Here is a 25,094-nt window from a genome sequence, read left to right as displayed (position 1 = left end):
AAAAACACACACTATGTTTTCTACTATATTTTTTCATGAATTAAGGCATTGGTTAAAAAAACCAGCTTTCTATATATACATGGCAATTTTCTTTGCGTTAGCTTTGTTTATTGCAGCCGCTAATGCAGGGATATTTGATAGTTTGACAGCAACAACAGGTTCGTCTCGAATTGTAAATTCACCTGTTGGTGTTGCAAACCTTTTTATTTCATTGTCCATTTTTATTTTCTTTTTATTTCCATCCATTATAGGCGTGTCTATTTATCGCGATTATAAAAGTGAGATGCATACGATTTTGTATTCCTATCCGTTTACTAAGACCAATTATCTGTTTGCCAAGTTCTTTAGTTCGATACTTATTGTGACTTGTATTGTTTTGGCTATTGGTTTTGGAATGTTTATTGGATTTAGGTTACCTGGTACCAATTCAGATTTGGTTACAGCTTTTGATTTTACATCATATTTTAATTCTTACTGGTTGTTTATTTTGCCAAACATCTTGCTCTTTGGAGCCATAGTATTTGGTGTGGTTACATTCAGCAGAAATATCGCGGCAGGATTTATAACCGTTATCTTGTTATTGTTTGTTCAAGGTGTAGCCGAGAGTTTTTTATCTGATCCTGAACATAGATATTTAGCAGCTTTAGCCGATCCTTTTGGAGGTGCTGCCATGCAATATTACACACGATATTGGACAGTTGCAGAACAAAATGAATTGCACTTGCCTATTAAAGAAGTGATTTTATACAACCGTCTAATTTGGTTAGGGGTTGCGAGTGTCGTTTTTGGACTTGTATTTAGCTTTTTTAAGTTTAGCCAAAACGCGCTGTCGTTTTCTCTATTTAAAAAACAGAAAGGCGAACGCTCTATAAAAAGTAATTTTGGTGGTATTACGAGAATCAACTTACCTAAAGTGAATTTTGATTATTCTTTTCTTCAGAATTTGAAAACCACTTGGCGTATTTCTAATGTAGAATTCAAGCATATTTTTAAAAGCTGGCCATTTATTAGCATTGTTTTGGTTGGTTTAATTATCGTCTTAATTGGACTTTCTGATATTGCAAATCCTTTCGGAACTCCTACGTATCCCAGAACTTGGAGAATGTTAAGAGGTAGTGGTGGATTTACACTTGCCATTAATATTTGTACGTTTCTTTATGCAGGTATTTTGGTAAATCGCAGTAAAACTGCACGAATGAATGGTATTGAAGATGTGACACCTATTCCTAATTGGTCACTGTTTTTATCAAAATTTATTGCGATTATAAAAATGCAAATATTGTTATTGGCCGTTGTTATGATTGCAGGAATATTATTCCAATTATATAAAGGATATTATGATATAGAAATTGGATTGTATTTAAAAGAACTGTTAGGGTTAAGACTTATAAACTATGTGATTTGGGCATTATTAGCTCTTTTTATTCATACATTATTTAGAAATCTATATTTAGGTTTATTCGTGTTGATTGTAATTTCGGCTGGAATACCATTTTTGAGTTTAGCAGGAATTGAAAATGATTTATTTAAATATAATGAAGGACCAGGATTTAGATATAACGACATGAATGGTTATGGCGATTCTTTAGGCCGTTACTTACTCTATAAGAGCTATTGGGTTTTTGGAGGTTTAGTATTATTTGTGGTTGCTGGTTTATTTTGGGTGAGAGGACTTCCGCATTCTTTTGGAGAACGTTTTAGGCTTTCGATTTCAAGATTTAAACTACCAGTAGTGTTAACGTTGTTGGCATTTTTCGCAGGCTTTATTTTGTTAGGCTTTCGAATTTATAAAGAGACCAATATTGAAAATGAAGCATTTTCTTCAAAAGAGGTCGAAAAACTAAGAGTAGATTGGGAGAAGACTTATAAAAAATATGAGAATGCGGCACAACCAAGAATTATTTCGGTAAAAACAAACCTAGATATATTTCCGAAGAAAAGAGATTTTAGTGGTTCTGGAGAATATGTTATGGTTAATAAAACAAACCAGGCCATTGATAGCATTTTCTTAAATCATAATGACTACCCAAGTACTTTCGAGTTTGACCGAGCTAATGCTTTGGTGTCTGAGGATACCTTGTATGATTTTGATATTTATGAGCTTAAACGTCCATTAATGCCTGGTGACACAATGAAGTTGCACTTTACGGTTAAAAACAAACCAAATACTCTAATTACTAGGAATTCACCGATTATAGCGAATGGAACGTTTATCAATAATTTCCAATTATTTCCAAGTTTAGGTTATGATGGAGGTCGAGAACTTACAGATGATAAAACACGTAAGAAATATGATTTGCCACCAAACAAATTGAAACCACATCCAAGTGACTCTACAGCTCTTGGTAATACCTATATTTCTAAAGATAGTGATTGGGTTGATTTCGAAGCTACGGTTAGTACTAGTGAGGACCAAATTGCCATTGCACCAGGCTATTTACAAAAGGAATGGGTAGAAGATGGACGTCGTTACTTTCATTATAAAATGGATAGTAAAATTTTAAACTTTTATGCATTTAATTCTGCCGAATATGAAGTGAAACGCGATAAATGGAAGGACGTTGATTTAGAAATTTATTACCATAAAGGTCATGAATACAATTTAGATAGAATGATGCGTGGAATGAAGGCATCATTAGAATATAATAGTGAGAATTTCAGTCCGTATCAACACAGACAATTGCGTATTATAGAGTTTCCAGCAGGTGGCTTTGCACAGTCGTTTCCTAATACGATTCCATTTTCAGGAGATGCTGGTTTTATTGCTGATGTAGATGATAGTGATGAAGGAGGTGTAGATTATACTTATGCAATTACAGTGCATGAAGTCGCGCATCAGTGGTGGGCTCATCAAGTGATTGGAGCCGATGTTTTAGGAGCTACAGTCATGTCTGAAAGTCTGTCGGAATATGTGTCCCTAAAAGTTCTTGAAAAAGAAATCGGGAAAGCACAAATGCGCAAATTTTTAAAGAAAGCACTTGACGATTATTTGACCTTCAGAACTTTTGAAAGTAAACGAGAGAAGCCGTTAATGTATAATGATGGGCAAGGCTATATACGTTATCAAAAAGGGTCATTAGTGCTTTACGCCTTGAGTGATTATATAGGTGAAGATGTACTTAATAATGCGCTTAAAACATATGTAGAAAAGGTGAAATTTCAAGAACCACCTTATACAACTTCTATTGATATGGTAGACCACATTAAAGCCGTTACTCCAGATAGCTTACAATATGTCATAAAAGATATGTTTGAGACCATCACCTTATATGACAATAGCATTGTTGAAGCAACTTCTACGGAAATGGATAATGGTAAGTATAAGGTTGATATTGAATTTAATGTGAGTAAATATCGCAATGACGAAAAAGGAAGACGTTTTTATTCTGAAGCAGATAAAGATTCAATATCATTTACACCAGAAGGAAAAGATACGCCATTGTTATCTGTGCCTTTAAAGGATTATATAGATATTGGGATTTTTGCGGAAGATGATGTTGATGGAAAAAAGAAAGAACGAATGTTGTATTTGGAGAAGCATAAGATTACGTCTATAAACAACAAAATATCAATCATAGTTGATGAAAAACCAGCTGAAGTTGGTGTGGATCCTTACAATAAATTAATTGATAGGCGCTCTGATGATAACCGTAAAAAATTAAAACCTTAAAAACTATTTAAGATAGAGCCCATAAACACTTTCGTTTATGGGTTTTCTGTTTATTTTTATATAATTATAATATTAACACGAAATAAGGGTTTTTAAACTAACAAATAATTAATTTTGAATATCTAAAGTGGAACGGTTTTGGCTGTAAGTTTACATATGAGATTATTAGTATACATTGCTTTGTGTTTTCCTTTGTGCCTTTTTGCTCAGATTGAACCCGTGGAGCAGGATTCCACCTTGGTGCAATATATTTATGTTGAAGGAGATTCTATTGTAAAGGAGGCTATAGATCTAAATGAGGTATTAGTATTAAACAAAATTAATTTTTCAGACCGAAAAGAGCGCGTTCAATATTTAATATTAAAGCGAAAAACTTTAAAGGTTTACCCTTATGCGAAGTTAGCTGCAGATCGGTTAACAACTTTGAAACGGCGCTTAGAAACGCTCGATAAAAAACGAGATAAAAAACGGTACGCTAAAAAGATTCAAAAGTACATTGAAGATGAATTCTCGGCAGAATTGAAAAAGTTAACACGTACTGAAGGTCAGATACTAGTTAAATTAATTCATCGGCAGACAGGAAAAACAACGTTCCAACTCATCAAAGAATTACGAAGTGGTTGGCGTGCTTTTTGGTTTAACAGTACTGCCAAGTTGTTTGACATTTCCTTAAAACGTGAATTCAATCCAATGGAAGTGAAAGAGGATTTCTTTATCGAAGATATTTTAGAACGCGCTTTTCAGGATAGACACTTAGAGCGCCAAGAACCAGCAATCGATTTTGATTACTACGATTTATCAGATAAATGGTTGAAAAATAAAGCTACTGCAGAAACTAAAAATTAATGCGCACCCAATCGCCTTTTGAAGAACGTTTAAATGCCTGGAGTCATGGTATTGGTGCAGCTCTCGGTATTGCAGGCTTGGTTTTACTTATTGTTTTTTTAAAGCGAGAAACGCCATATGGCTTGTTTAGTGTTATTGTTTATGGGATATCCATCATCGTTTTATTTCTGGCCTCTACATTTTATCACGCTGTTAAAGGAGATAAAAGAAAGCACTATTTTAGAATTGTAGATCACATTAGCATTTATCTGCTTATCGCTGGAACCTATACACCAGTGCTTCTTATTATGTTACCCGATAGCTTAGGGTGGCTGCTTTTTTGGGTGGTTTGGGGTATTGCCGCTTTTGGTGTGATTCTTAAACTATTTTTTACAGGTAAGTTTGAAACATTTTCTACGCTATTATATCTTGTGATGGGCTGGCTTATTGTTTTTGATTTCTCCACATTGGCAGATAGGTTGGATACTAACGGACTGTATTTGCTATTTGCAGGAGGTTTGTTATATACGGTTGGAATTGTTTTTTACGCTATTGAAAAAATCCCATATAATCATGTAATCTGGCACTTGTTTGTACTAGGTGGAGCAATTTGTCATTTTTTTATGGTTTACTTCTATGTCATTTAATTGTATATGAAATATCATTACTTACACTTAATTCTTTGCTTCTTGCTGTTGCCTTTTACAATGAATTCACAGGAAAAAGCGTATGAAGCTCTTGGTAATGCAATTTTTGAATCTGCTGTCGCTAACGACACAATTGCATTTAAATCTCTTATTGTCCCAGAGCAGTTTTACGTTAAAATGGTAAAGAAACTTTGTGAAACAGAATGTACAGATGAGCAGCTAAAACAAGCGCTTACTAGAGTGCCAGAAATGTATAAAGGTTTAGTTGAAGGTTCTTTTATGATGACTTTTTTTAGCCTAACTAGTAAAATTCAAATCTTTGAATTGAATTCAAAAGATATCACAAACTATCAAGTCTTAGAAAGTACTGATAAGATAGAGAAAGATATGGGGATTCAAAGAGTTATCGCAACAATCGATCATTCGAAACATAAATATTTTTCCTTCGGAATGGTGGAATATAACGGACAATATTATGTCGTAGATCAATTAATTAGTATTTCTGAAACAAACCCATATGAAAAGCGAGCGTTTATTGAAACAGTTAAACTTTCAGCAAATAAGGAAGGTCACCTTGAATCAAAAGGAACGTATCGTATCGATTCTGAAACTGCTGATGCCGATCTTTTTCAATGCTTTCTGGACAATATGATAATGGTTGGTGTTACTGAAACTGAAATAAGCGAAGATGATTCTAAAGTATCTTTTGTTAAAGGAACTTGGGAATTTCCTTATCGCGTTAATAAAACAGATGACTATATTGGTTTAATCGAATTTAGTTTCGAGTTTTCAATTGAAAATGGTGTATTTCAATAGGTATTACAACTATGTACATAACAAAGATGATTCAGAATATCAATCGTTAGGTATAGTGCCTTTTACATATAATGAAGAGGTTGCTAAAGTTTTCAATAAGATAAATTTTAGTGAGATTCTCTACGATATTGAATTCAATCTCAAGATTGCGCTCATACGTTTTAAAGAAGCTGTAGACGCTTGTCACTAAACATGCTGGTCTATTAAAATGGCGTTTCCATCTGGATCCAACATCACTATACTAGCAGGTCCTGTTGTAGATTCATCGGCTTCACTTTGAAGGTCAATTGATTTAGATTTCAAATGCTTTTGAATACTTCTCACGTCATCAAATTCGTCTAAAGTATTTGCGTTTTCGTCCCAACCTGGATTGAACGTTAATATATTATTGTCAAACATTCCTTGAAATAAACCTACTAAAGCGTTTCCATTTTTCATGATAACATAATTACGTTCAATATCACCTGCAAACACAGTAAATCCTAAGGTTTCATAAAATGTTTTAGAGGCATTAATATCTTTTACAGCTAGACTAATTGAAAAGGCTCCAAGTTTCATATTATTTTGTTTTAAGTTAATCATTTAAAGATATGAATTTTATGCGGCAAGCACTTTGGTTTATTAAGAATATACCAATGAACATTACAATTTGTAATTGTAGGATGTTAACTTTTTATAATATCGCGATAGTCCTCAAAGAAGGCTTCAAATTTCCCCATGGTTTCATTAAAGAAAACCATAACCTCTTGCCAAGAATTTTTATTGTGAATAGAAACTTTTCTATCTAAAGGCAAGTATAGTCTAGAAATTTCTTTACCATTTTCTAGGTAAAATTCTTCTTCAAATATAACGTTAGGGACGAAATCATCTCTTAAAATAGATTGTAATGATTCTAGTTTTTCCCAACAAGAAATTCGATTTTCTAAATCATCTTCTAAGTCTAAAGCAACCAATGCTTTTTTTGTGTCAAAATGAAACTTAAAGGACAGTCCTTTTATTTTGGTGTCATATAAGATCCATTTCCGAGGAAATGATTTCCCAAAACTTGTCCAAAACTCTTGCCTTAGCAGGCGACTTTCTTCTTTTGAAAACATAATACTAGATAAAATAAGCAATACCTACACCAAGAATAATAGCCACTAATTTAGACAAGTTAAATTTATGGCCTTCGCTACTTTCAAATAATATTGTTGTTGAAATATGAAAGAAGATACCAATTACAATGGCGTTTATCATATTCAAATATTCGGCATTTAAACTTGTTGCGTTTGAAATATAAGTACCTAAAGGTGTCATCGCTGTAAAAACAGTCAAAAAGACTATAATTTGAAGTTTGCTATAGCTAGATTGTAGTAAGAACATTGTCAAGAGTATGGCAATAGGAATTTTATGAACGAGAACACCATAAACCATATCGTTGTGTTGGTGGATTGGAAATCCTTCTAGAAAACTATGAATACATAAACTTATAAATAGTAACCATGGAAAGTTGGTTTCATTTTTATGAATATGAACATGACCATGCTCGGCACCTTTAGAGAAAAACTCTAAAATGATTTGAAGTAATATACCAGACATAATGAATAGTCCTGTCTGCTTGGTATCAAGATGATGATAAACCTCTGGTAAAAGATCAAAAAGCGTAAGAGCTAATAAAAAAGCACCACTAAAAGACAATAGCAGCTTTGTATAAGAGTTCCTTTGTTGTTTAAATATAACAACGATTAGGATTCCTAATACAACCGCATAAATTGGAAATAAATAAGTATTCATACCTGTTATTTAAAAACCATTACTAGACGTTCTGACGTTTTGCTATGGAACTTTTTTAGTTTGTAATCACCAAAGACGTCCAGCAAATAAACACCTGCTTTTTCAAAAAGGATCTCGAAATCTTCTAACATAAATGCCTTAACGCGCTCCTGAAATTGAAAATCCTGACCTTCTGCAGTAAAAGAAACATCTTTAATGATATATCCATTGTCCAATCTTCTTTTCTGATGGAAATCAATGCCTTCAACCGTTTTTGTGTCTTCTGCAACAAGATGATCAATGACGTATTGACTATTCATGAAATCTATAACACCAAACCCAAATTCATTTAAATTTGCTTTAATGGCTTCGATAGTTCTTAGATTGTCTTCTTCATTTTCAAAGTAACCAAAGCTGGTGAACAGATTAAAAACCGCATCAAATTGCTTTTTATAAGGTTTGCACATGTCATGAACTTCAAAATGAAGCGTTTCATTTTCAAATTGTTTGGCATATGCAATACTGTTTTCAGATAAGTCTACACCTGTAACATCGTACCCCAAACTATTTAGGTATACTGAGTGCCTTCCTTTTCCGCAAGCCAAGTCTAAGATGCTTCCTTTTTCAGGAATATTGAGGTATTCTGTGAGATTATCCATAAACACTTGTGCTTCGGTATGGTCTCTGTCCTTATATAAAATATGATAGAATGGTGTGTCAAACCATGAAGCGTACCAATGTTGCGTGTCTTTTGTCATATCTAGGTCCTAATAAATTAGGAATCTCATTTTTAATTCTTCTTATAAGCCACAAAAATACTTTATTTTTGCAATCTATTAGTCGTACAGCATGGAGAATAATTATAAAATGGTAGCAAAAACCTTATATGGTTTTGAAGAATTATTAGAGCGAGAACTCATTCAATTGGGTGCGATGGACGTAAAGAAAGGTGTTAGAAATGTGAGCTTTGTTGGTGATAAGGGCTTTATGTATAAAGCCAACCTAGCGTTACGAACTGCGATAAAAATATTAAAACCTATAAAAACATTTCGTGTTTTAAACGAACAGGACTTGTATGATCAGGTCTATAAAATGTCGTGGAGTAATTATATAAAACCAACGGGAAGTCTTGCTGTTGATGCCACTGTTCATTCTAAGGTATTTACACATTCTAAGTATGTTGCGTTAAAAACAAAAGACGCCATTGTTGACAAATTTAGAAGCACAGACGGCCAGCGACCTAATGTTGATTTGCGTTTCCCTGACTTAAAAATTAATGTTCATATAGATCGTCAAGTATGTACGATTTCTTTAGATACTTCGGGAGAATCTCTGCATAAACGTGGTTATAAAACAGCCACTAATATTGCTCCAATAAATGAAGTGTTAGCGGCAGGACTAGTAATGTTATCTGGTTGGGATGGACAATCTGATTTTATGGATCCTATGTGTGGTAGTGGTACTATTTTGGCGGAAGCTGCTATGATTGCTTGTAATATTCCTCCAAATTTAATGCGAAAAGAATTTGCCTTTGAACGTTGGCAAGATTGGGATGTAGATTTATTCGAAAAAATAGAAGAATCCTTGCTAAGTAAAACTAGAGATTTTCATCATAAAATGATTGGTTATGATAAATCACCTAGTGCTGTAACTAAGGCTAAAGCTAACTTAAAGAATGCGCATTTAGATGAGTTTATTAGCATCCAACATGAAGATTTTTTTAAAACTCAAAAGGCTGGAGAGAATAAGTTGCACATGGTCTTTAATCCACCTTATGGGGAGCGTTTAGATATTAATATGGAAACGTTTTATAAGGAAATCGGAGATACGCTAAAACAAGGATACCCAGGAACTGATGCTTGGTTTATTACATCTAATTTAGATGCTTTAAAACATGTAGGCTTAAGACCCTCACGTAAAATTCACTTATTTAATGCTAAGCTAGAATCAAGGTTAGTAAAGTATGTAATGTATGAGGGAAGTAAGAAAGGTAAGTATATGAATAACTAAATTTACATAATGATGAAAAAAGTGCTCTTATTAAGTTTCATGATTTTTGCTATGGCAACTTCATTTGGACAAGAACTAAAATGTAAAGAATTTAGAACTGGAACTTTTGTGATTCCTGCAACAGAGCATGTTCCTAAATCTACGTTAAAACGATCTGAAACGTCTCAGTTTGAATCTATCTCTAAAGATGATTATATAGTATTGGATATAGAGTGGATTGATGATTGTAATTACGTTTTAAAAACCAACGTAGAAAAAACACCATCAAAACGACTTACTGATATTGATAGAGCAATTGATAAAAATGGAGGTTTACGAATTGAAATGCTACGAACTGTTAAGGATACCATGTTTTTTAGAGCAAAAGCCACTTTTAATGGTAAAGAGTATCCAATAGATGGTTACCAGATTAAAATTAGTGACGATTTCAATTAGAGACTTATTTATCTTCTTTATCTACAATTACCTTTTTATCTTTCTTATAGATTGGAATCATGTAAGATAAGGTGTATCCAAATCCGATACCAAAACGACCACTGTCATAGGTTCTGTTAAAACCAGGTACATAGAGGTTTTCAAAACCGGTGGGCTGATCTTCGCTAACCATAGCTTTTAGCTGAACATTAAGTCCGCCATAAAAATTTGTGAATAGTTCGGCTTTTAGTCCAATAACCAATTCGGCCCAAATAGCTGTTAAACCGTCAACCTCGCTAGGTGTATCAATTGTAGCAGGCGCTTCCCAGTATTGATTGGTATTATAAATAGTAATGCTGTTGGTAGTCTGACTAAAACTACTAAATCCAACTCTAAATCCAGTATAGATCATGTTTTGCATGTCTAACCAGTTTTTGTAGGTGTTATAATCTACACCAGCTTTAAAATAGCTTCCTTTAGCAGTAACATCGAGGAACTCATTTTTAATTGTACGTTCTTCAGTACCAAGTTCCCCTGCTATATAGAGCTTTTTTGTAAGTCTATAATCACCATTTATTTCAAAACCAGAATAATCGTCATCAACGGCAGCGCGAATAAGTTTACCAATATCACCACCAAGTCTTAATCCGTATTTCTGTTTGTATACAAGCGTGTCTGAAGTTGTCGCATTGTCCTGAGCCTGCGATGTTAACGAAAAAAATAACATCACAGCAATGCTATTAATGATATAAAATAACCTGTGCTGCATTTTCATTGTCTATAGTTTCGTTTACAATTTCAATATTAGTAATCCAGATATCATCATCACCATCAACTTCTCTAGTAACACCGCCAGTGGCGCCAAAGTTAAAAATGCTCTTATAACCACAAGCACGAGAAACATAAATAAATTCTGGTGTATAGGTTACAGTAATAATATCAATATTTGAGTCATCATTAGGATCTGTATTATCGGCAAAATCGGCATCTCTTTCCAATTGAAATCTCGTTATGGTTTCAATGCCCTCTTCTGTAAATCGCAATGGAAGAGCAATAGAGTCTGTATTTGTTCTGGAAACAATTGGTGTTTCTGAAAAAGGCAAACCATCATCACCTAGACCTTTTACCTCTAATTGACGAACCTCTTTGGTGTTGTCTTGATTATTGACATCATAAAATCTAATTATGAGAAGAGGTGTTGTTGCTGTTCCTTCTGCGCAAATATCGTCGCGTTCGCAACTCCATGCTATAAAAGCAATCAATAATACAACGCCTAATAATGTTATAATTCTTTTCAATTTTTTGTGTATTAACTATTAATGCTTTTCTAGTAACATTACGGTTTCAATATGGGCTGTATGAGGGAATTGATCCACCAAACTCAATTTTTTTACTGCATATCCAGAAAGCATCAGCTGTTCAACATCTCTGGCTTGTGTTGCCGGATTGCAAGATACATAAACCAAACGTTCTGCATTTAGGTTTATGATTTTTTTAAGCGTTTTTGGTGTTATTCCAGCACGTGCCGGATCCAAAATTATGGTCCTTATTTTGTTAGTGTATTCTGGATGTTCTGTTAAAAACTTACCTACATCTGCAGCATAAAACTTTAAACCATCAATTTTATTGCGTTTTGCATTTTCTTTAGCATCTTCAATAGCAGAAGCCACAATATCCACACCAACAATTGTCGTATTATTAGCTTTAGAAGCAATAATCTGTCCTATCGTTCCTGTGCCACAAAATAAATCTAAAACTACTGAGTTGTCCACGGCTTCTTTTTTCTCCAGTGCATAATCAACAACTTTAGTATATAGTTTCTCGGCAGATTTTGGATTCGTTTGAAAAAAACTCTTCATACTAATCTCAAAATTTAAACCTAAAAGTTCCTCAACTATTTTATCTTTTCCATAGACAAGATTGATACTGCCAGAGGTAGCAATTGTTCTATCCCCAATTTCATCATTTATGGTATGCAATAGACCAGCACATCGTTCTCCAAAAATATCAACCAACAACGCAGCAAATTTGTTGAGATTGAAATTGGCTAACTCATGAGAAGTCGTTACCAAATTAAATAAAAGCTCGTTAGTTTTATAAGATTTTCTAACAACTAAATATCTAAAGAAACCTTCTTTTTTTGGACCATGCCATGGCGCTAATCCCGTGGCTTCACAGTAATGTCTAATGTGCTTTAGATTGTCTTCAACCGCTTTGTCAAATAGCCCAGAATCTTTATTGAGATTATCTCCCATCCACCAGGTGCCGCGTCGTTTAAAACCTAGTGTAAATTCGTCTACATCAGATTTTTGAACTCTATCATAGCCAATAGCAGAAAAACCGTATTCCATCTTATTGCGGTAATGAAATACATTTGGAGAGGGTATTAATTCATCAAAAAGAGCATCAATGTTTTCAACTTTTCCAATACGCTTAAATAAAGACAAAGTGCTTTCTTTTTTGTACTGATGTTGTAAATCTATTGGAAGCTGAATATATGGAGCGCCAGGGATGTCTTGGTAAGGCACATTCACTTCATCATCTGAAAACTCTAAGACCTCAATCAATTTGCATTCTGCATATTTTTTGCTCGACTTTTTTACCTGTCCTTTTATTAATTGACCAGGCAATGTGTTTGGAACAAATACAACAAATTCACCATGTTCATTTCTAATACGACCAATACCTTTTCCGCCAAAAGCATAGTCTTCTATACGCAATTCAATTATTTGTCCGCGTTTTACAAATTTATTTCGTTCTCTTCGAGGCATGGTGTGTTAGAATTTAATGTTTGCAAAATTAGAAAAAGTTATGGTTTGATATGGTTTAAACTCAAACAATAGTTGTTATTTTTAATAATAAATGAACCTTTTTTCTTTTTCTACGTCTTTAGAGTATGAAAGTCATTAATATCCACAAACGAAAGATTAGAGCATCTCAAGATAATGTCTCTGCGTTATTTAGAACATTAGCAACGTCAAACGATCTTATTTGGCCTATTGATAAATGGCCGGCGATACGATTTAAAAACGGATTAAAAATTGGGAGTAAAGGAGGTCACGGACGTATACGTTATACAATAGTTGAATTTGATGAATGTACACATATCAAATTTGAATTTACTAAACCTGATGGGTTCTATGGTACACACGCTTTGAACATAAAAGCTATTTCAGAAAATGAATGTGAAATTAGTCATGTTATAAATGCAAGAACATCCTTAAAAGCAAGTTTCTATTGGTTATTTATAATTAAATGGTTGCACAATGCATTAATTGAAGATGCCTTTGATAAGGTTGAAAATTACGTTTCCGAAGTACAAAAAGTATCGCAACATAGTTTATGGGTACAGATGCTAAGAGAATTTTATAAAAGCAAATCGTTTCAAACTAAACATGCTTAATTGAAAAAAGATAGGGCAATAGACGTAAAGTTGATAGAGGCTTATTTGGCAGGAGACCAAGATGCTATGGCTAAATTGGTGAAACGTTGGCACGTTATATTTTGCCAAAAAGCGTTCTGGCTAGTTAAAGACGCTCATCTATCTAAAGATATTGCACAAGAGAGTTGGCAAGTTATTATTGAAAAATTGCCTGGACTGCAAAAAACATCGAGTTTTAAAAGTTGGGCGTTTCGTATTGTGTATTCTAAATCACTAGATGCTTTAAGACAGCGGCAGAGGGATTTGAAGAAAGGGGAGGATTATAAAAAGACTCAAGTTTCGCTAGAATGTGATATTGAAGATGACGACACACTTTTAAAGAAGACGCTTTTAAAAGCGATATCTAATTTATCTGATCAGCAACAACATGTTATAAAGTTGTTTTATGTAGAAGGTTATGCATTAAAAGAAATAAGCAATTTACTTGGTATATCTGTAGGAACGGTTAAGTCGCGATTGTTCCATGCGAGAGAAACATTAAAAATCAAATTAAAAGAAATAAAGCGTTAAATATTAATAATACGTTCGCTTATTGCGGATATTAAAACAACACGATTATGAAAACAAATATGGAAGATATAGACCAAATAATAAAAGATACATTAACTGAGGAAGAAACTAAGTTTTATGATTCTTTAGAAGAGCAAAATGTTCTTGGAATGATAACAGGTCTTTTTAAAGGAAAAAATAAATGGATTATCATTCTAATGAATGTTATGACATTAGTCTTTTTTGGCTTGTTTGTGTATTGTGCGATTCAATTTTTTGATACTAGAGAAACGAACGAATTAATAAAATGGGGACTTGGAGGTCTTGTGTTTTTAATAGGTGTTAGTATGTTGAAAGTATTTGCTTGGATGCAAATGGATAAAAATGCCCTGCTAAGAGAAATAAAGCGTTTAGAGTTGCAAGTTTCATCGCTATCAGGAAAATTATAATCAAACATTTTTAGAAGCAACTATTATTTATTAATTTGCAAGCCCTAGGGATGATTTCTCTCCCACGCTGCTTTTTCAAATCTTTTGAAAGAATAAAGGTACAGAAGGAATGGACATTTTAGATATCCATTTGTTTGGATATGAACCTTTAAATTATTTTAAAATGGCTGTTTTAGACCAATTAACTTCGCAACAAGCGATCGATTTAGAAAACAAGTATGGTGCACACAATTACCATCCATTACCAGTAGTACTGAGTAGAGGAGAAGGTGTGTATGTTTGGGATGTAGAGGGGAAAAAGTATTATGATTTTCTTTCTGCTTACTCTGCTGTAAATCAAGGGCATTGTCATCCTAAAATTGTAAATGCTATGACGCAGCAAGCTCAAACATTGAGTTTAACGTCAAGAGCATTTTATAATGACATGCTCGGGAAATATGAAAAGTTTGCATCTGAGTATTTTAATTTTGACAAACTATTACCTATGAATACAGGTGCTGAAGCTGTAGAAACGGCTTTAAAACTTTGTAGAAAATGGGCTTATGAAGTAAAAGGTATTGATGAGAATCAAGCTCAAATTATTGTTTGTGAAAATAACTTCCACGGACGAACAACAACAATTATTTCATTTAGTAATGATCCAGTAGCTAGACAAAATTTTGGACCATATACAGATGGGTTTATTAAAATTGAATATGACAACCTTCAGGCTTTAGAAGATGCTTTGTCTAGTACTAGTAATGTAGCTGGTTTTTTGGTAGAGCCTATTCAAGGTGAAGCTGGTGTTTATGTACCAAGCGATAACTATTTAACGAAGGCAAAAGCATTGTGTGAAAAATACAATGTATTGTTTATTGCAGATGAAGTTCAGACTGGTATAGCAAGAACTGGTAAATTGTTAGCTGTAGATCATGAAAACGTAAAACCAGATGTTTTGATTTTAGGAAAAGCCTTGTCAGGAGGCGCATATCCTGTAAGCGCAGTTTTAGCTAATGATCCTATAATGAATGTTATTAGACCTGGAAATCACGGAAGTACTTTTGGAGGAAATCCTATTGCAGCAGCAGTTGCTGTCGTAGCCTTAGAGGTAGTGCGCGATGAAGATTTAGCTGAAAACGCTTTCCAATTGGGAGAATTGTTTAGAAGTGAGTTAAATGCATATATCGAAACAAGTTCTATTGTTAATCTTGTAAGAGGAAAAGGTTTGTTAAATGCAATTGTAATTAATGACGACGAAGATAGTGATACTGCTTGGAATATTTGTTTAGCACTTCGTGATAACGGATTATTGGCAAAGCCAACACATGGAAATATCATTCGCTTTGCGCCACCATTAGTGATGGATAAAGAGCAATTGTTAGATTGTGTATCTATTATTGTTAAGACCTTGAAGCAATTTGAAGTCTAAACATGTTAGAATTATAAATAAAAAAAACCTCAATATGCATTGAGGTTTTTTTTATTTATAATGTCATTAAACTATCCGTTCTGTCTCTGCCATTCTTCCATCATCTCTTGAGACTGTTGCATTAATTCGTCCCAACCAATGGTGTAAATACGATAGATTGTAAACAGTAGATATAATACATTGATAATTAAAATCACCAACGCTATTATTTTTGCTGTGTTCATTGCGCTTACCGAAGACGGATCGTAATCTTCTGGATTTTGAGCAGCTTCTTTTAGTTTGCTCTGAGCAATGAAAAAAGCAACACCGGCAAAGATAAATCCAATACCACCAATACAGCAGCACAGAAAACCAATGATTGCTAATACATAAACAATGACAGGATTGAGTTTTTGTTGTTCCATAATATGTTAAATTTGGTTGATTAGTTTTAAAATAAAATTTCCTATAATTAGTACAAGGTTAATAACCGTCAAGGTAACAATAATTTTATTAGAATGTTTAAATTTTTTAAACATGTTTAAAATCACAAACCCGAAAAACGCTATTAACGTATATATTGCAGGATACATGTAAAACGCTGCAATGAACTCACCATTTAGAATAAGCGCGATAGATCGTTGTAAGCCACAACCCATACAATCAAGACCAAAGATCTTTTTATTTAGGCATGGTAACATATAATCTTCTGGAGACATCATAGCATGTGTTTGCCCCAAAAATAATAAAATTGCCAGATAAGTACCATTGGAGTTAAGGCTAAATATAATAGCCATTTAAAAAAAGTGAATTTGAGTTGTAAATTGAAAGTCTAAAATCGTAAATTCGATTGCGAATAACTAACTGTCACTAAATAGACTATTATGCCAAGAACCGTAAGCTACTTTTTAATCGTTATAGGAGGAATAATCGCAATTTATGCTCAGGCTCAAGAACAACAAAACCAATACATATTAATTGGCGGAATAGTGGTTTTAATGCTTGGGATTTATAGTGTTTCACGTAATATCCCAAGTAAAAATGACAGAGATGATAGCGATGATAATGATGATCAAAACCATTCCTAATGCACTTAACAATTGGCGATTTTGTTTCAGTCTTAGACGAAGACATTAATGGATATATCACTAATATATCAGGAGATACTATTACCATTGAAACAGATGATGGATTTCCTATGGATTTCCAGTCTTCAGAAGTTATAAAAACGAAATCATTTTCCTCTAATGTGTTTTCAAATGATGATATCAATGCAGTAATTACCGAAAAAGAACAATCACATAAACCAAAATCTGTTAAAGTAAAACCAAAGGAGCGTAATTTATCTGCTATGGAAGTTGATCTCCATATTCATCAAATTACAACTAAGAATAAGTATATGAGTAATTTTGATATGCTTAATTTACAATTGGATACGGCTAGACATAAATTAGAATTTGCGATAAAAAAGCGTATTCAAAAGGTTGTTTTTATTCATGGTGTTGGAGAAGGGGTTCTTAAAACCGAGCTAGAATATCTGTTAAGTCGTTACGATAATGTAAAATATTATGCCGCAGATTATCAAAAATATGGTTTAGGAGCTACCGAAGTATATATCTATCAGAACGTAAAATAATCCTAATTTAAATATCATTCTTCAGTTAACGTTATGCTATAAGTGTAAGTCCCCATATCAATATCGTCAATATTTGCAATACCTATATTGGCATCCATAATCATAACAGATATAACAAATGTTCTGGTGTATTCATTAACTTCCATGACGCCTGCTGTAAACGATTGGGCTGCATCAGGGTTTAAATAACGCGCTGTATTTGGGTTAGGACCTAATTCATCAAAATCATCTGTTAATGACGAATTACTGTTTTCGTCTTCGTTGATAGTTAAAACACCATCGGCATCGTCATCATTATCCAAATAATTTGGCTTGTCATCTCCATTAGCAAAATCTAAATCTGTATTGACAGCATCAGAAGGGTTGCCGTCTCCGTCAGGATCGGCATTTTCATTAATGGTGAGAATGTTGTCATTATCATCATCTTGATCGATGTAGTCTGGGATACCATCTTCATCTGTGTCAATGGCGTCTGGATATGAGCCGTCAGCGGCTTGAGCACCACGACCTTCAAACTCAGATAGGATACCATCATTGTCATCATCATCAAATAGCGTAGTAAATTCGGCTGAAGCGCCAGCAGCAGCAGGGTAGTCTTCAATAATATTTGTTCCTGGATCTGGTATAACCTGGCAAATCAAGCCATTTGGATCTCCACTATACGTTCTGTAATTGAAAATGACCGAAGTGTTATTAATGCCTAAAGTTTCTGTAAACCCTGTCATTGGTGGATTAAAAATATCTTCGTTACCACTTATGGGAAAGAGCAAGGATAAGGATTCGTTCGGACTTGTTTTTGTGTCGTATAACAAGTAATCACCTGCGTTTGCATCAATACAAAGTTCGAGTGTTTGATCAAATTCCAAATTGACTTCAAACACATCGCCATCATCACAAGAGAGTGCTAATAATCCAATTAAACATATATAAATGAGTTGTCGCATGGTTATAGATTTTAAACAAAAATAAAAGATTTGATTATTTAATAAGTCCCTTTAACAAATAATTTTGAACGTGATGATTGGTTGTTTTAAAAACGCCTAGAAAGTTGCATCTTTGCATTAGAATTTTAATTGATATGAAGACCGTTTATTTTGATAATGCCGCAACAACTCAAATACGAGAAGACGTAATTAATCGTATGAGTGATGTGATGAAATTAAATTTTGGAAATCCTTCGTCTACACATAGTTACGGAAGGCAATCTAAATCTTTGATTGAATCTTCGAGAAAGCGAGTGGCATCACATTTTAATGTGTCTGCAGCCGAGATTGTATTTACTTCTGGTGGTACGGAAGCCGATAATTTAGTATTGCAAAGTGCGGTTAAAGACTTAGGGGTTACCGAGATTATTACTTCAAAAATTGAGCATCATGCAATTTTGCATACTATTGATCGTCTTAAAGAAGTGTATCAAATAACGATTACTTATGTTAATCTTACTGAAAATGGAGATGTAGACTTAACTCACCTAGAAGATTTGCTAAAATCTGAAGCGAAACAGTTGGTGTCTTTAATGCATGTTAACAATGAAATAGGGAATAAACTTGATATCAAAACTGTGGCAAATTTATGTAAAGCAAATGATGCCTTATTTCATAGCGATACCGTTCAGTCTGTAGGTCATTACAGGTTAGATCTTCAAGATATTCCTATTGATTATTTAGCGGCTAGCGCTCATAAATTTCATGGACCAAAAGGCGTTGGTTTTGCTTTTCTTCGGAAAAATAGCGGTCTAAGACCTTTGATCTTAGGAGGTGAACAGGAGCGAGGATTACGAGCAGGTACAGAATCTATTCATAATATTGTTGGATTAGATGAGGCCTTGCAGTTGTCTTATGAAAACCTAGATAATGAAAAAGCCTATATACAAAACCTAAAATCTTATTTTATTGAACAGTTGCGTAAAGCGCTCCCCAATGTGACATTTAATGGGCAATCTGGTGATTTAGAAAAAAGCACCTATACTTTAGTTAATGTGTGTTTGCCCATTTCGGCAGATAAGGCAGGATTGCTTCAATTTCAATTAGATTTAAAAGGAGTTGCTTGCTCTAAAGGTAGTGCTTGTCAAAGTGGAAGCTCTCAAAATTCTCATGTCCTTACTGAAATATTAGATGAGGCACATTTAGGCAGGCCTTCTGTAAGGTTTTCTTTTAGTAGCTATAATACTAAAGAGGAGGTTGACTATGTTGTTAATGTCCTAAAAGAATTTGCAGACTAAACCAATATTAGAAACTCATAATGTGTTTTTCAAGATTCTCTTCGGAAGCAAGGTTGAGTTTTTTGCGAAGTCTATAACGTGCTTTTTTTACACCTTCTAACGAAATGTTTAATAAAGAAGCAATTGAATTTGAATCATATTTCATTTTTAATAACGCAATGAGTCTAATATCATTTTTGGTAAGGTTGCTGTAAAGATGAGTTATGTTTTTATAAAAATCAGGGTTCATTTCAATAAACTGATTCGTAAATTGTTCCCAGTTGTCGTCTATTTGTCTATCTATATGCAACTTGCTAATGAGGTGATTTACCTTAGTAGTATTACTACTATCTTTTTTTATGGCTGTTAAATCTTGTTTGAGCTCAAGTAACATTTCGTTTTTTTGAGCAATATGTAAGGCTTTAGAAGCAAGTTCTCTTTTTTGATATTCTATTTTTTGGTTAAGGTTATCGTTTTCTAGTTCCTTAACTTTTGTTAGTGTTTCTTGTTTTGATGCTTTTAATCTAAATTTATTGATTAAGGCATAAGCTAGTACTGCTAATAGAAGCAATGAAATAATTAAGGCAATGTTTCGGTTATTGCTGGCCGTATTCTTGGTGCTTAGAAGATCGTTTTCTTGTTGCTGAATTTTTATCAGATTTTCGCGTTTTTCAGCCTCGTAGAACTTTTCTAAAGCTGCAATTTCTTTTAGTTTTTCAGAGCCTAAAACACTGTCTTTTAGTTTGATGTAATTTAGAAATGCATCACGACTTTGCTGGTATTTATTAACATCATAACTCGTATTTGCTAATGTTAATAAACTTTTTAGCTTCTCATACTTATCGTCAATTAGTTTAGAAACCGAATCAGATTTAAGGGCATAATTGTATGCGATATTAAGGTCACCCTTTTTCTTGTAGTTGTTAACCAGAAAGTTGTACAAATTAACATTTAAACTTCTATCCTCGATGGTCTTATTGATTTCAAGACTGGTTTCTAAATGAGAGATGGCATCATCATATTTTTCTAATTGCCCATATAAGTTGCCATAATGTTGATGCACGTACGCATTAGCAAGCTGATGCTTATCTTCAACAATTTTATGAGCAATAGGTAAGTATTTTAAAACGCTGTCTGTTTCTTTGATGTCTAAATAGGACGAACACATATCAATTAAAGAAACAGCATAATTCATGGGTCTGCCTTCTTTTTTATAAATCATAGCAGCTTTTTTCGTTGCAGCAATAGACTTTAAATCCTCTTGAAAGTGAGTGTATACGATAGCAAGATCTAAGTTCACCATCGCAATGCCTGTTGAATCATTAATAGCGGTGTAGTTTTTTTCAGATTCCAATAGGTTTGTTAACGCATTTTTATAATCACTTAAATTAATGTATGCGGCTCCAATGTAAGATTGTGCATGTGCAATTTGCTTTAACTCACCGCATTTTTTGGCGATTTCTAGGCTGTGTTTCGCACGATCTAAAGTTTCAGGTTCATCTTGAAATAAAGAAAACCGTATTAGATTAAACTGGCTTATTACCAATTTGCACTGGTATTGTGTCAATTTCAACCGATCGTATCCATTTTGATGCATTTGTTCGGCAATGCTATCCCAATGGCCCATATTTAACCTGAGGTTAGCAAACTTGTGATATAGCAGAGCCGCAGTAGTATCAGTTTTAATATGTTGTATTGAAAGGTCTAAGGTTTTGAAAAAAGAGGCATCTGTATTGGCACTTCCCATATCTGCTTTAAAGCGCTTGTAAATACTATCTAAATCTGCCTCGCTATAAATGTCGTTTTGAGAATTACATAAGGCATAAGTAAAGAAACAGATGATAGCACAGAAAAATTTGTTGATGCGCATTGTGAACTTATTAAATGGTTGATAGCTAATAGTATCTATAAAAATAAGTCTTTTTGAAATGATAAGAAAGAATAGGAGTTCTTTAACCTTTAATCCGTTCTGCGCATTGCTTTAAAAGTTTGAAGGTATCCTTGGAGAATTCGAATAAACAACTGCAAGAATATGTAGATGACTCCTGAATATCTTCAGTGTCATCTTCTTCATGAATTCGATTATTCAAATCTTGATCTTCACAATAACAATCAGTGGTTAAGTCATCTGTATCATAGAAAACAGACAGGGACTTACTAAAGGCTTCATAGAAAATTCGTTGTTCAGCTACGCGAGAAACAACCGAGTATTCAAAGTCTAATTGAAGCGTATTGTCTTCAAAATGGGTAAGGGTAACGTACTCTTCAAAACAAGCGCCACAGCCTCTAACGCTCCCAAAAAGCAGATACCAAGTTTTATTATGACTATTAAACGTTTTAATGTCATGATAACCATCAGGAAAAAATATGGAATCTGAATTCATATTGTCGTCAGAATCAAAAGAGGAACTTATATCGATATAAGCATGATCTTCCAAGTAGTACATCCATGAGATTCGACTTCTGTATGAACCACCTGTTTTTTGATCTAAAGAGAAGTTGTAGAGCTTATTATCTTCAGATTTGACAATGGCAAGTTCATCATTTATAACATGTCTTAAATCGTGTTTAGCAGTTTCTTTGTTTCCCATTAATATAAAAAGAAGCGCATTGATTTTACTTTGTGTAATGGAGATCGCAGCGTACATACTTATTGAATCTGTACTGGTTATTTGTTCTTCCTTTTCAAAATAGATTTGCATTTCTATCTCGGACAATTCTAAATCTTTTACAGCAAAGTTTTCTGCTCCATGAGCAGATTGGGTGGCATAGATGTTTAATTCTTTATTGAGTTGGTTCACAGTAAACTTAAAGACTGTTTCTTGGGAAAAGCCCAGCAAAGAACTACATAGTATAAGATATTTTAAAAATGTCATTTAAAATCGCGTAGACAGTCTTACATTAAATACACGCGGTGTTAAGAAATTAGGAATAGCGAACTGACGTTTGCTATACACATCACGAACCCAAGTATTGGTGATGGTGTTTTGAGCATTGAACATATTAAAAATCTCAATACCTACAGTTAGTTCCTTAAATTTTTGTTTCCACTTAGAAGTGTAGGTTTTGTTTTTATCAACGATTACATATGAAATTCCTAAGTCGGCACGTCTATAGTCACGAAGACGAGTTTGGAAATCGTAGGGATCTGCATAGCTTGGAGAACCTCCTGGGACTCCCGTGTTATAAACAAGGTTTAAATACATTTTTAAATCAGGAATGTTTGGGACATAATCCTGAAAAAGTACACCAAACTTCAGTCGTTGATCTGTTGGTCTAGAGATATAACCTCGGTTATCAATGTTTTCTTCGGTTTTTAAGTACCCGAAACTAAACCAACTTTCGGTACCAGGAACGAACTCTCCATTAAGACGGAAATCAACACCATAAGCGTACGCCTTTGCATTGTTTCTTGCTCGATATCGAATTCTTACATTTTCTAATGTATAAGGGTTTACATCGCTCAAGCCTTTATAATAGGCTTCAGACACCAATTTAAATGGACGATCCCACATTTCGAAACTATATTCATTTCCTACGACAATATGAAACGATTTTTGGGCCTTTACATTAGGTTGAACCGTTCCGGATGAATCTCTTAATTCGCGATAGAAAGGCGGTTGATAGTATAGACCTCCAGCAATACGAAATAACATGTCTTTTTCCCAATTAGGTTTAATGGCAAATTGTGCTCTAGGGCTAAACACGGTTTGAGTAGAGGAGGAGACACCATTTTGATTTGGTATATCACTATTTACAGTCCAGTTATGAACTCTAATACCTGCATTATAAAACACTTCGTTACTCCCAAGCATAGATCTTTTACTCCATTGCGCATAGGCTTGAAGCCTGTCAATTTGAACCGCATTGGTAGCTCTTACATTTTGAAAAGCTACTAGAGGGCCTTCAAATGGTTCGTAAGGTTGGTTGTTAGGGATATCAAAAATAGGTGGCCTTACTGAAAAACCTGCACTGTCAATAACTTCCCATTCTACTAATCGGTCTCTAATATCTTCATGTGTATATTTTACAGACCATTCTAGTGTGCTTTCCTCATCTAATTTATAATCACCTTTATGCTCTATATTAACAATAACGGCGTCCAAATCATTTCTTGCATGTGTAAGTTGAGATCCAATACCTTCTGAAAACTCAACTTCCCCTAAATTTTCATCCCCAATACTACTATTTACTTCACCTAATCTGTATTGAGCTAAAATATCGAAGTATTCTTCTTCAGTAGTATGATAAGCCGATGCAATTAATTTTAGAGTAAGATCATCACTTGCAAAATAGTTGGCTTTAAAAGCCCCAAACGTTGTGAGGTATTGATCTTTTTCTTGCCCTTCATAAAAGACTAAAAGCGCTACAGGTTCATCTAGGGTACCAAAATTGGTTTGTCTATTTTTAGGTTGAAAATTATATTTATTTAAAGAGACATTTCCGAGGAAATTCAAATGAAACTTATCGCTAAACTTATAAGTTAAATAAGTTTGAGCATCTGCAAATACTGGATTTACATTAGTTTCAGTTTCTAATGAGTTAATTAAAAGACTGTTGTCTCTATAACGTAAACCTACAATGCCAGAGAATTTGGAGTCTTTGCTTGCAGCTTCGGCCGTAATACTTCCACCAAGCAAACTAGCATCTGCACGTATTCCGAAACGAACTGGATTTCTATAAGTAATATCTAATACTGAAGATAACTTATCGCCATATTTAGCTTGAAATCCACCAGCGGAAAAATCTACGTTTTGTACCATGTCTGTATTTACAAAACTCAAACCCTCTTGTTGTCCGGAACGAATTAGAAATGGACGATACACTTCTATCTCATTCACATAAACCAAGTTCTCATCAAAGTTTCCTCCTCGAACAGAGTATTGGGTACTCAATTCATTAGATATATTAACTCCAGGTAATGTTTTTAATAAATTTTCAACACCTGGATTGGCTCCTTTTACAGTTCTTATTATTTCTGGTGTAATCGTGGTTACACCATCAACAGACTGTCTTGTGTTGCCATTAATCACCACTGCAGCAATTTGCTCTATTTCTACACTCATTACAGGATTGAATTCTATCTCCTGACCATTCTTTAGATTGAAAGTAGCTTCAATTCGTTTGTGCCCTATATGAGTATAGATTATGGTAACATCTGTATTTGCAGGGATTTTTAGGATATAAAATCCGTTATCATTTGTTGTTGTTCCATCACTACCAGCTTTGATGTTAACACCTGATATTGGTAATTTTCCTTCATCTAAAATGATGCCTCTAATGGTAGCAGTTTGAGATATTCCTAAGAATGAAAAGCCTAATAAGGCAATGAGTAGTGTAATATTTAGCTTCAAAAG

The 25,094-nt window shown here is 33.9% G+C and carries 26 protein-coding genes; 13 read left to right on the top strand and 13 right to left on the bottom strand.

All coding sequences use genetic code 11. The features are described 5' to 3' along the window. Positions 1-13: 13 nt before the first annotated feature. From Q0787_RS11475 to Q0787_RS11460, 4 genes are all read left to right on the top strand, one after another. Positions 14-3,670: a M1 family aminopeptidase gene (locus tag Q0787_RS11475; protein WP_298902821.1), complete on the top strand. Its 3,657-nt coding sequence runs from the start codon at positions 14-16 to the stop codon at positions 3,668-3,670. Positions 3,671-3,889: 219 nt separating this feature from the next. Next, a complete protein-coding gene (locus Q0787_RS11470; protein WP_366915890.1) occupies positions 3,890-4,516 on the top strand; it encodes a DUF4294 domain-containing protein in 627 nt (208 codons plus the stop codon). After that, positions 4,516-5,142, top strand: a complete 627-nt coding sequence (locus Q0787_RS11465) for a hemolysin III family protein (protein ID WP_298902817.1) — start codon at positions 4,516-4,518, stop codon at positions 5,140-5,142. The genes Q0787_RS11470 and Q0787_RS11465 overlap by 1 nt, the downstream gene beginning before the upstream one ends. Before the next feature lie 60 nt (positions 5,143-5,202). Beyond that, on the top strand, positions 5,203-5,958 hold the full coding sequence (locus Q0787_RS11460) for a hypothetical protein (RefSeq protein WP_298902815.1): 756 nt from the start codon (positions 5,203-5,205) through the stop codon (positions 5,956-5,958). Positions 5,959-6,144: 186 nt separating this feature from the next. On the opposite strand, the gene Q0787_RS11455 is transcribed toward Q0787_RS11460, so the two are convergent. From Q0787_RS11455 to Q0787_RS11440, 4 genes are all read right to left on the bottom strand, one after another. Continuing rightward, positions 6,145-6,516 (bottom strand): VOC family protein, encoded by a 372-nt coding sequence (locus Q0787_RS11455; RefSeq protein WP_298902814.1) that lies wholly within the window; start codon positions 6,514-6,516, stop codon positions 6,145-6,147. Between the two features lie 107 nt (positions 6,517-6,623). After that, the gene (locus Q0787_RS11450) at positions 6,624-7,052 is read right to left on the bottom strand and encodes a DUF4268 domain-containing protein (protein WP_298902812.1); all 429 of its coding nucleotides are present in this window, start codon (positions 7,050-7,052) and stop codon (positions 6,624-6,626) included. A gap of 4 nt (positions 7,053-7,056) precedes the next feature. Next, complete coding sequence (locus Q0787_RS11445; RefSeq protein WP_298902810.1) at positions 7,057-7,731, bottom strand: ZIP family metal transporter; 675 nt, start codon at positions 7,729-7,731, stop codon at positions 7,057-7,059. Positions 7,732-7,736: 5 nt separating this feature from the next. Next, positions 7,737-8,468 carry a bifunctional 2-polyprenyl-6-hydroxyphenol methylase/3-demethylubiquinol 3-O-methyltransferase UbiG gene (locus Q0787_RS11440; protein ID WP_298902808.1) on the bottom strand — a complete coding sequence of 244 codons (732 nt, stop codon included), beginning with the start codon at positions 8,466-8,468 and terminating at the stop codon, positions 7,737-7,739. A gap of 91 nt (positions 8,469-8,559) precedes the next feature. Between Q0787_RS11440 and Q0787_RS11435 the strand changes: the two genes are divergently transcribed. Beyond that, positions 8,560-9,720, top strand: a complete 1,161-nt coding sequence (locus tag Q0787_RS11435; RefSeq protein ID WP_298902806.1) for a class I SAM-dependent RNA methyltransferase — start codon at positions 8,560-8,562, stop codon at positions 9,718-9,720. A 9-nt stretch (positions 9,721-9,729) separates the two neighbouring features. Next, positions 9,730-10,155: a hypothetical protein gene (locus Q0787_RS11430; RefSeq protein ID WP_298902804.1), complete on the top strand. Its 426-nt coding sequence runs from the start codon at positions 9,730-9,732 to the stop codon at positions 10,153-10,155. A gap of 4 nt (positions 10,156-10,159) precedes the next feature. On the opposite strand, the gene Q0787_RS11425 is transcribed toward Q0787_RS11430, so the two are convergent. Genes Q0787_RS11425 through rlmD form a run of 3 tightly spaced genes read right to left on the bottom strand, consistent with a single transcriptional unit; the run spans position 10,160 to position 12,905 of the window. Next, the gene (locus Q0787_RS11425; protein ID WP_298902802.1) at positions 10,160-10,909 is read right to left on the bottom strand and encodes a DUF6048 family protein; all 750 of its coding nucleotides are present in this window, start codon (positions 10,907-10,909) and stop codon (positions 10,160-10,162) included. Beyond that, on the bottom strand, positions 10,875-11,432 hold the full coding sequence (locus Q0787_RS11420) for a DUF6452 family protein (protein ID WP_298902801.1): 558 nt from the start codon (positions 11,430-11,432) through the stop codon (positions 10,875-10,877). Before Q0787_RS11420 ends, Q0787_RS11425 begins: the two co-directional genes overlap by 35 nt. A gap of 18 nt (positions 11,433-11,450) precedes the next feature. Beyond that, positions 11,451-12,905, bottom strand: a complete 1,455-nt coding sequence (gene rlmD, locus Q0787_RS11415; RefSeq protein ID WP_298902799.1) for a 23S rRNA (uracil(1939)-C(5))-methyltransferase RlmD — start codon at positions 12,903-12,905, stop codon at positions 11,451-11,453. A 125-nt stretch (positions 12,906-13,030) separates the two neighbouring features. On the opposite strand from rlmD, the gene Q0787_RS11410 reads away from it, so the two are divergent. The 4 genes from Q0787_RS11410 (at position 13,031) to rocD (ending at position 15,922) form a co-directional block, all read left to right on the top strand. Next, entirely contained in the window at positions 13,031-13,537 is a 507-nt protein-coding gene (locus tag Q0787_RS11410; RefSeq protein ID WP_298902798.1) for a hypothetical protein, read from the top strand. After that, positions 13,538-14,086 (top strand): RNA polymerase sigma factor, encoded by a 549-nt coding sequence (locus Q0787_RS11405; protein ID WP_298902797.1) that lies wholly within the window; start codon positions 13,538-13,540, stop codon positions 14,084-14,086. It abuts the gene before it with no gap. 47 nt (positions 14,087-14,133) lie between these two features. Next, positions 14,134-14,514 (top strand): DUF6768 family protein, encoded by a 381-nt coding sequence (locus Q0787_RS11400; RefSeq protein ID WP_298902796.1) that lies wholly within the window; start codon positions 14,134-14,136, stop codon positions 14,512-14,514. Between the two features lie 163 nt (positions 14,515-14,677). Then, positions 14,678-15,922, top strand: coding sequence for an ornithine--oxo-acid transaminase (rocD, locus tag Q0787_RS11395; RefSeq protein ID WP_298903084.1), 1,245 nt, complete (start codon positions 14,678-14,680; stop codon positions 15,920-15,922). A gap of 71 nt (positions 15,923-15,993) precedes the next feature. Here the strand turns inward: rocD and Q0787_RS11390 are convergent, their stop codons facing one another. Then, entirely contained in the window at positions 15,994-16,326 is a 333-nt protein-coding gene (locus tag Q0787_RS11390) for a CCC motif membrane protein (RefSeq protein WP_298902794.1), read from the bottom strand. 6 nt (positions 16,327-16,332) lie between these two features. Then, a complete protein-coding gene (locus Q0787_RS11385) occupies positions 16,333-16,698 on the bottom strand; it encodes a DUF2752 domain-containing protein (RefSeq protein WP_366915889.1) in 366 nt (121 codons plus the stop codon). Positions 16,699-16,785: 87 nt separating this feature from the next. On the opposite strand from Q0787_RS11385, the gene Q0787_RS11380 reads away from it, so the two are divergent. Beyond that, on the top strand, positions 16,786-16,989 hold the full coding sequence (locus tag Q0787_RS11380) for a hypothetical protein (RefSeq protein ID WP_298902793.1): 204 nt from the start codon (positions 16,786-16,788) through the stop codon (positions 16,987-16,989). Then, a complete protein-coding gene (locus tag Q0787_RS11375; protein WP_298902792.1) occupies positions 16,989-17,537 on the top strand; it encodes a Smr/MutS family protein in 549 nt (182 codons plus the stop codon). Before Q0787_RS11380 ends, Q0787_RS11375 begins: the two co-directional genes overlap by 1 nt. Positions 17,538-17,551: 14 nt before the next feature. Here the strand turns inward: Q0787_RS11375 and Q0787_RS11370 are convergent, their stop codons facing one another. Then, a complete protein-coding gene (locus tag Q0787_RS11370; RefSeq protein WP_298902790.1) occupies positions 17,552-18,481 on the bottom strand; it encodes a hypothetical protein in 930 nt (309 codons plus the stop codon). A 134-nt stretch (positions 18,482-18,615) separates the two neighbouring features. Here Q0787_RS11370 and Q0787_RS11365 point away from each other — a divergent pair, with 134 nt between their 5' ends. Further along, entirely contained in the window at positions 18,616-19,758 is a 1,143-nt protein-coding gene (locus Q0787_RS11365; RefSeq protein ID WP_298902788.1) for a cysteine desulfurase family protein, read from the top strand. Positions 19,759-19,765: 7 nt separating this feature from the next. On the opposite strand, the gene Q0787_RS11360 is transcribed toward Q0787_RS11365, so the two are convergent. From Q0787_RS11360 to Q0787_RS11350, 3 genes are all read right to left on the bottom strand, one after another. Continuing rightward, positions 19,766-21,607 carry a hypothetical protein gene (locus Q0787_RS11360; protein ID WP_298902787.1) on the bottom strand — a complete coding sequence of 614 codons (1,842 nt, stop codon included), beginning with the start codon at positions 21,605-21,607 and terminating at the stop codon, positions 19,766-19,768. A gap of 82 nt (positions 21,608-21,689) precedes the next feature. Then, a complete protein-coding gene (locus Q0787_RS11355; protein WP_298902785.1) occupies positions 21,690-22,613 on the bottom strand; it encodes a hypothetical protein in 924 nt (307 codons plus the stop codon). Then, entirely contained in the window at positions 22,614-25,091 is a 2,478-nt protein-coding gene (locus Q0787_RS11350) for a carboxypeptidase-like regulatory domain-containing protein (protein ID WP_298902783.1), read from the bottom strand. Positions 25,092-25,094: the final 3 nt, after the last annotated feature.

It is taken from the genome of uncultured Psychroserpens sp. (assembly GCF_947492715.1).
Lineage (GTDB): Bacteria > Bacteroidota > Bacteroidia > Flavobacteriales > Flavobacteriaceae > Psychroserpens.
This window is presented reverse-complemented; position numbering and strand designations above follow the sequence as displayed.

Coding starts and splice junctions, on each gene's coding strand:
- Q0787_RS11475 (WP_298902821.1), top strand. CDS start 14: ATGTTTTCTACTATATTTTTTCATGAATTAAGGCATTGGTTAAAAAAA.
- Q0787_RS11465 (WP_298902817.1), top strand. CDS start 4,516: ATGCGCACCCAATCGCCTTTTGAAGAACGTTTAAATGCCTGGAGTCAT.
- Q0787_RS11460 (WP_298902815.1), top strand. CDS start 5,203: ATGAATTCACAGGAAAAAGCGTATGAAGCTCTTGGTAATGCAATTTTT.
- Q0787_RS11455 (WP_298902814.1), bottom strand. CDS start 6,516: ATGAAACTTGGAGCCTTTTCAATTAGTCTAGCTGTAAAAGATATTAAT.
- Q0787_RS11450 (WP_298902812.1), bottom strand. CDS start 7,052: ATGTTTTCAAAAGAAGAAAGTCGCCTGCTAAGGCAAGAGTTTTGGACA.
- Q0787_RS11445 (WP_298902810.1), bottom strand. CDS start 7,731: ATGAATACTTATTTATTTCCAATTTATGCGGTTGTATTAGGAATCCTA.
- Q0787_RS11440 (WP_298902808.1), bottom strand. CDS start 8,468: ATGACAAAAGACACGCAACATTGGTACGCTTCATGGTTTGACACACCA.
- Q0787_RS11435 (WP_298902806.1), top strand. CDS start 8,560: ATGGAGAATAATTATAAAATGGTAGCAAAAACCTTATATGGTTTTGAA.
- Q0787_RS11430 (WP_298902804.1), top strand. CDS start 9,730: ATGATGAAAAAAGTGCTCTTATTAAGTTTCATGATTTTTGCTATGGCA.
- Q0787_RS11425 (WP_298902802.1), bottom strand. CDS start 10,909: ATGAAAATGCAGCACAGGTTATTTTATATCATTAATAGCATTGCTGTG.
- rlmD (WP_298902799.1), bottom strand. CDS start 12,905: ATGCCTCGAAGAGAACGAAATAAATTTGTAAAACGCGGACAAATAATT.
- Q0787_RS11410 (WP_298902798.1), top strand. CDS start 13,031: ATGAAAGTCATTAATATCCACAAACGAAAGATTAGAGCATCTCAAGAT.
- Q0787_RS11400 (WP_298902796.1), top strand. CDS start 14,134: ATGAAAACAAATATGGAAGATATAGACCAAATAATAAAAGATACATTA.
- rocD (WP_298903084.1), top strand. CDS start 14,678: ATGGCTGTTTTAGACCAATTAACTTCGCAACAAGCGATCGATTTAGAA.
- Q0787_RS11390 (WP_298902794.1), bottom strand. CDS start 16,326: ATGGAACAACAAAAACTCAATCCTGTCATTGTTTATGTATTAGCAATC.
- Q0787_RS11385 (WP_366915889.1), bottom strand. CDS start 16,698: ATGGCTATTATATTTAGCCTTAACTCCAATGGTACTTATCTGGCAATT.
- Q0787_RS11380 (WP_298902793.1), top strand. CDS start 16,786: ATGCCAAGAACCGTAAGCTACTTTTTAATCGTTATAGGAGGAATAATC.
- Q0787_RS11375 (WP_298902792.1), top strand. CDS start 16,989: ATGCACTTAACAATTGGCGATTTTGTTTCAGTCTTAGACGAAGACATT.
- Q0787_RS11370 (WP_298902790.1), bottom strand. CDS start 18,481: ATGCGACAACTCATTTATATATGTTTAATTGGATTATTAGCACTCTCT.
- Q0787_RS11365 (WP_298902788.1), top strand. CDS start 18,616: ATGAAGACCGTTTATTTTGATAATGCCGCAACAACTCAAATACGAGAA.
- Q0787_RS11360 (WP_298902787.1), bottom strand. CDS start 21,607: ATGCGCATCAACAAATTTTTCTGTGCTATCATCTGTTTCTTTACTTAT.
- Q0787_RS11355 (WP_298902785.1), bottom strand. CDS start 22,613: ATGACATTTTTAAAATATCTTATACTATGTAGTTCTTTGCTGGGCTTT.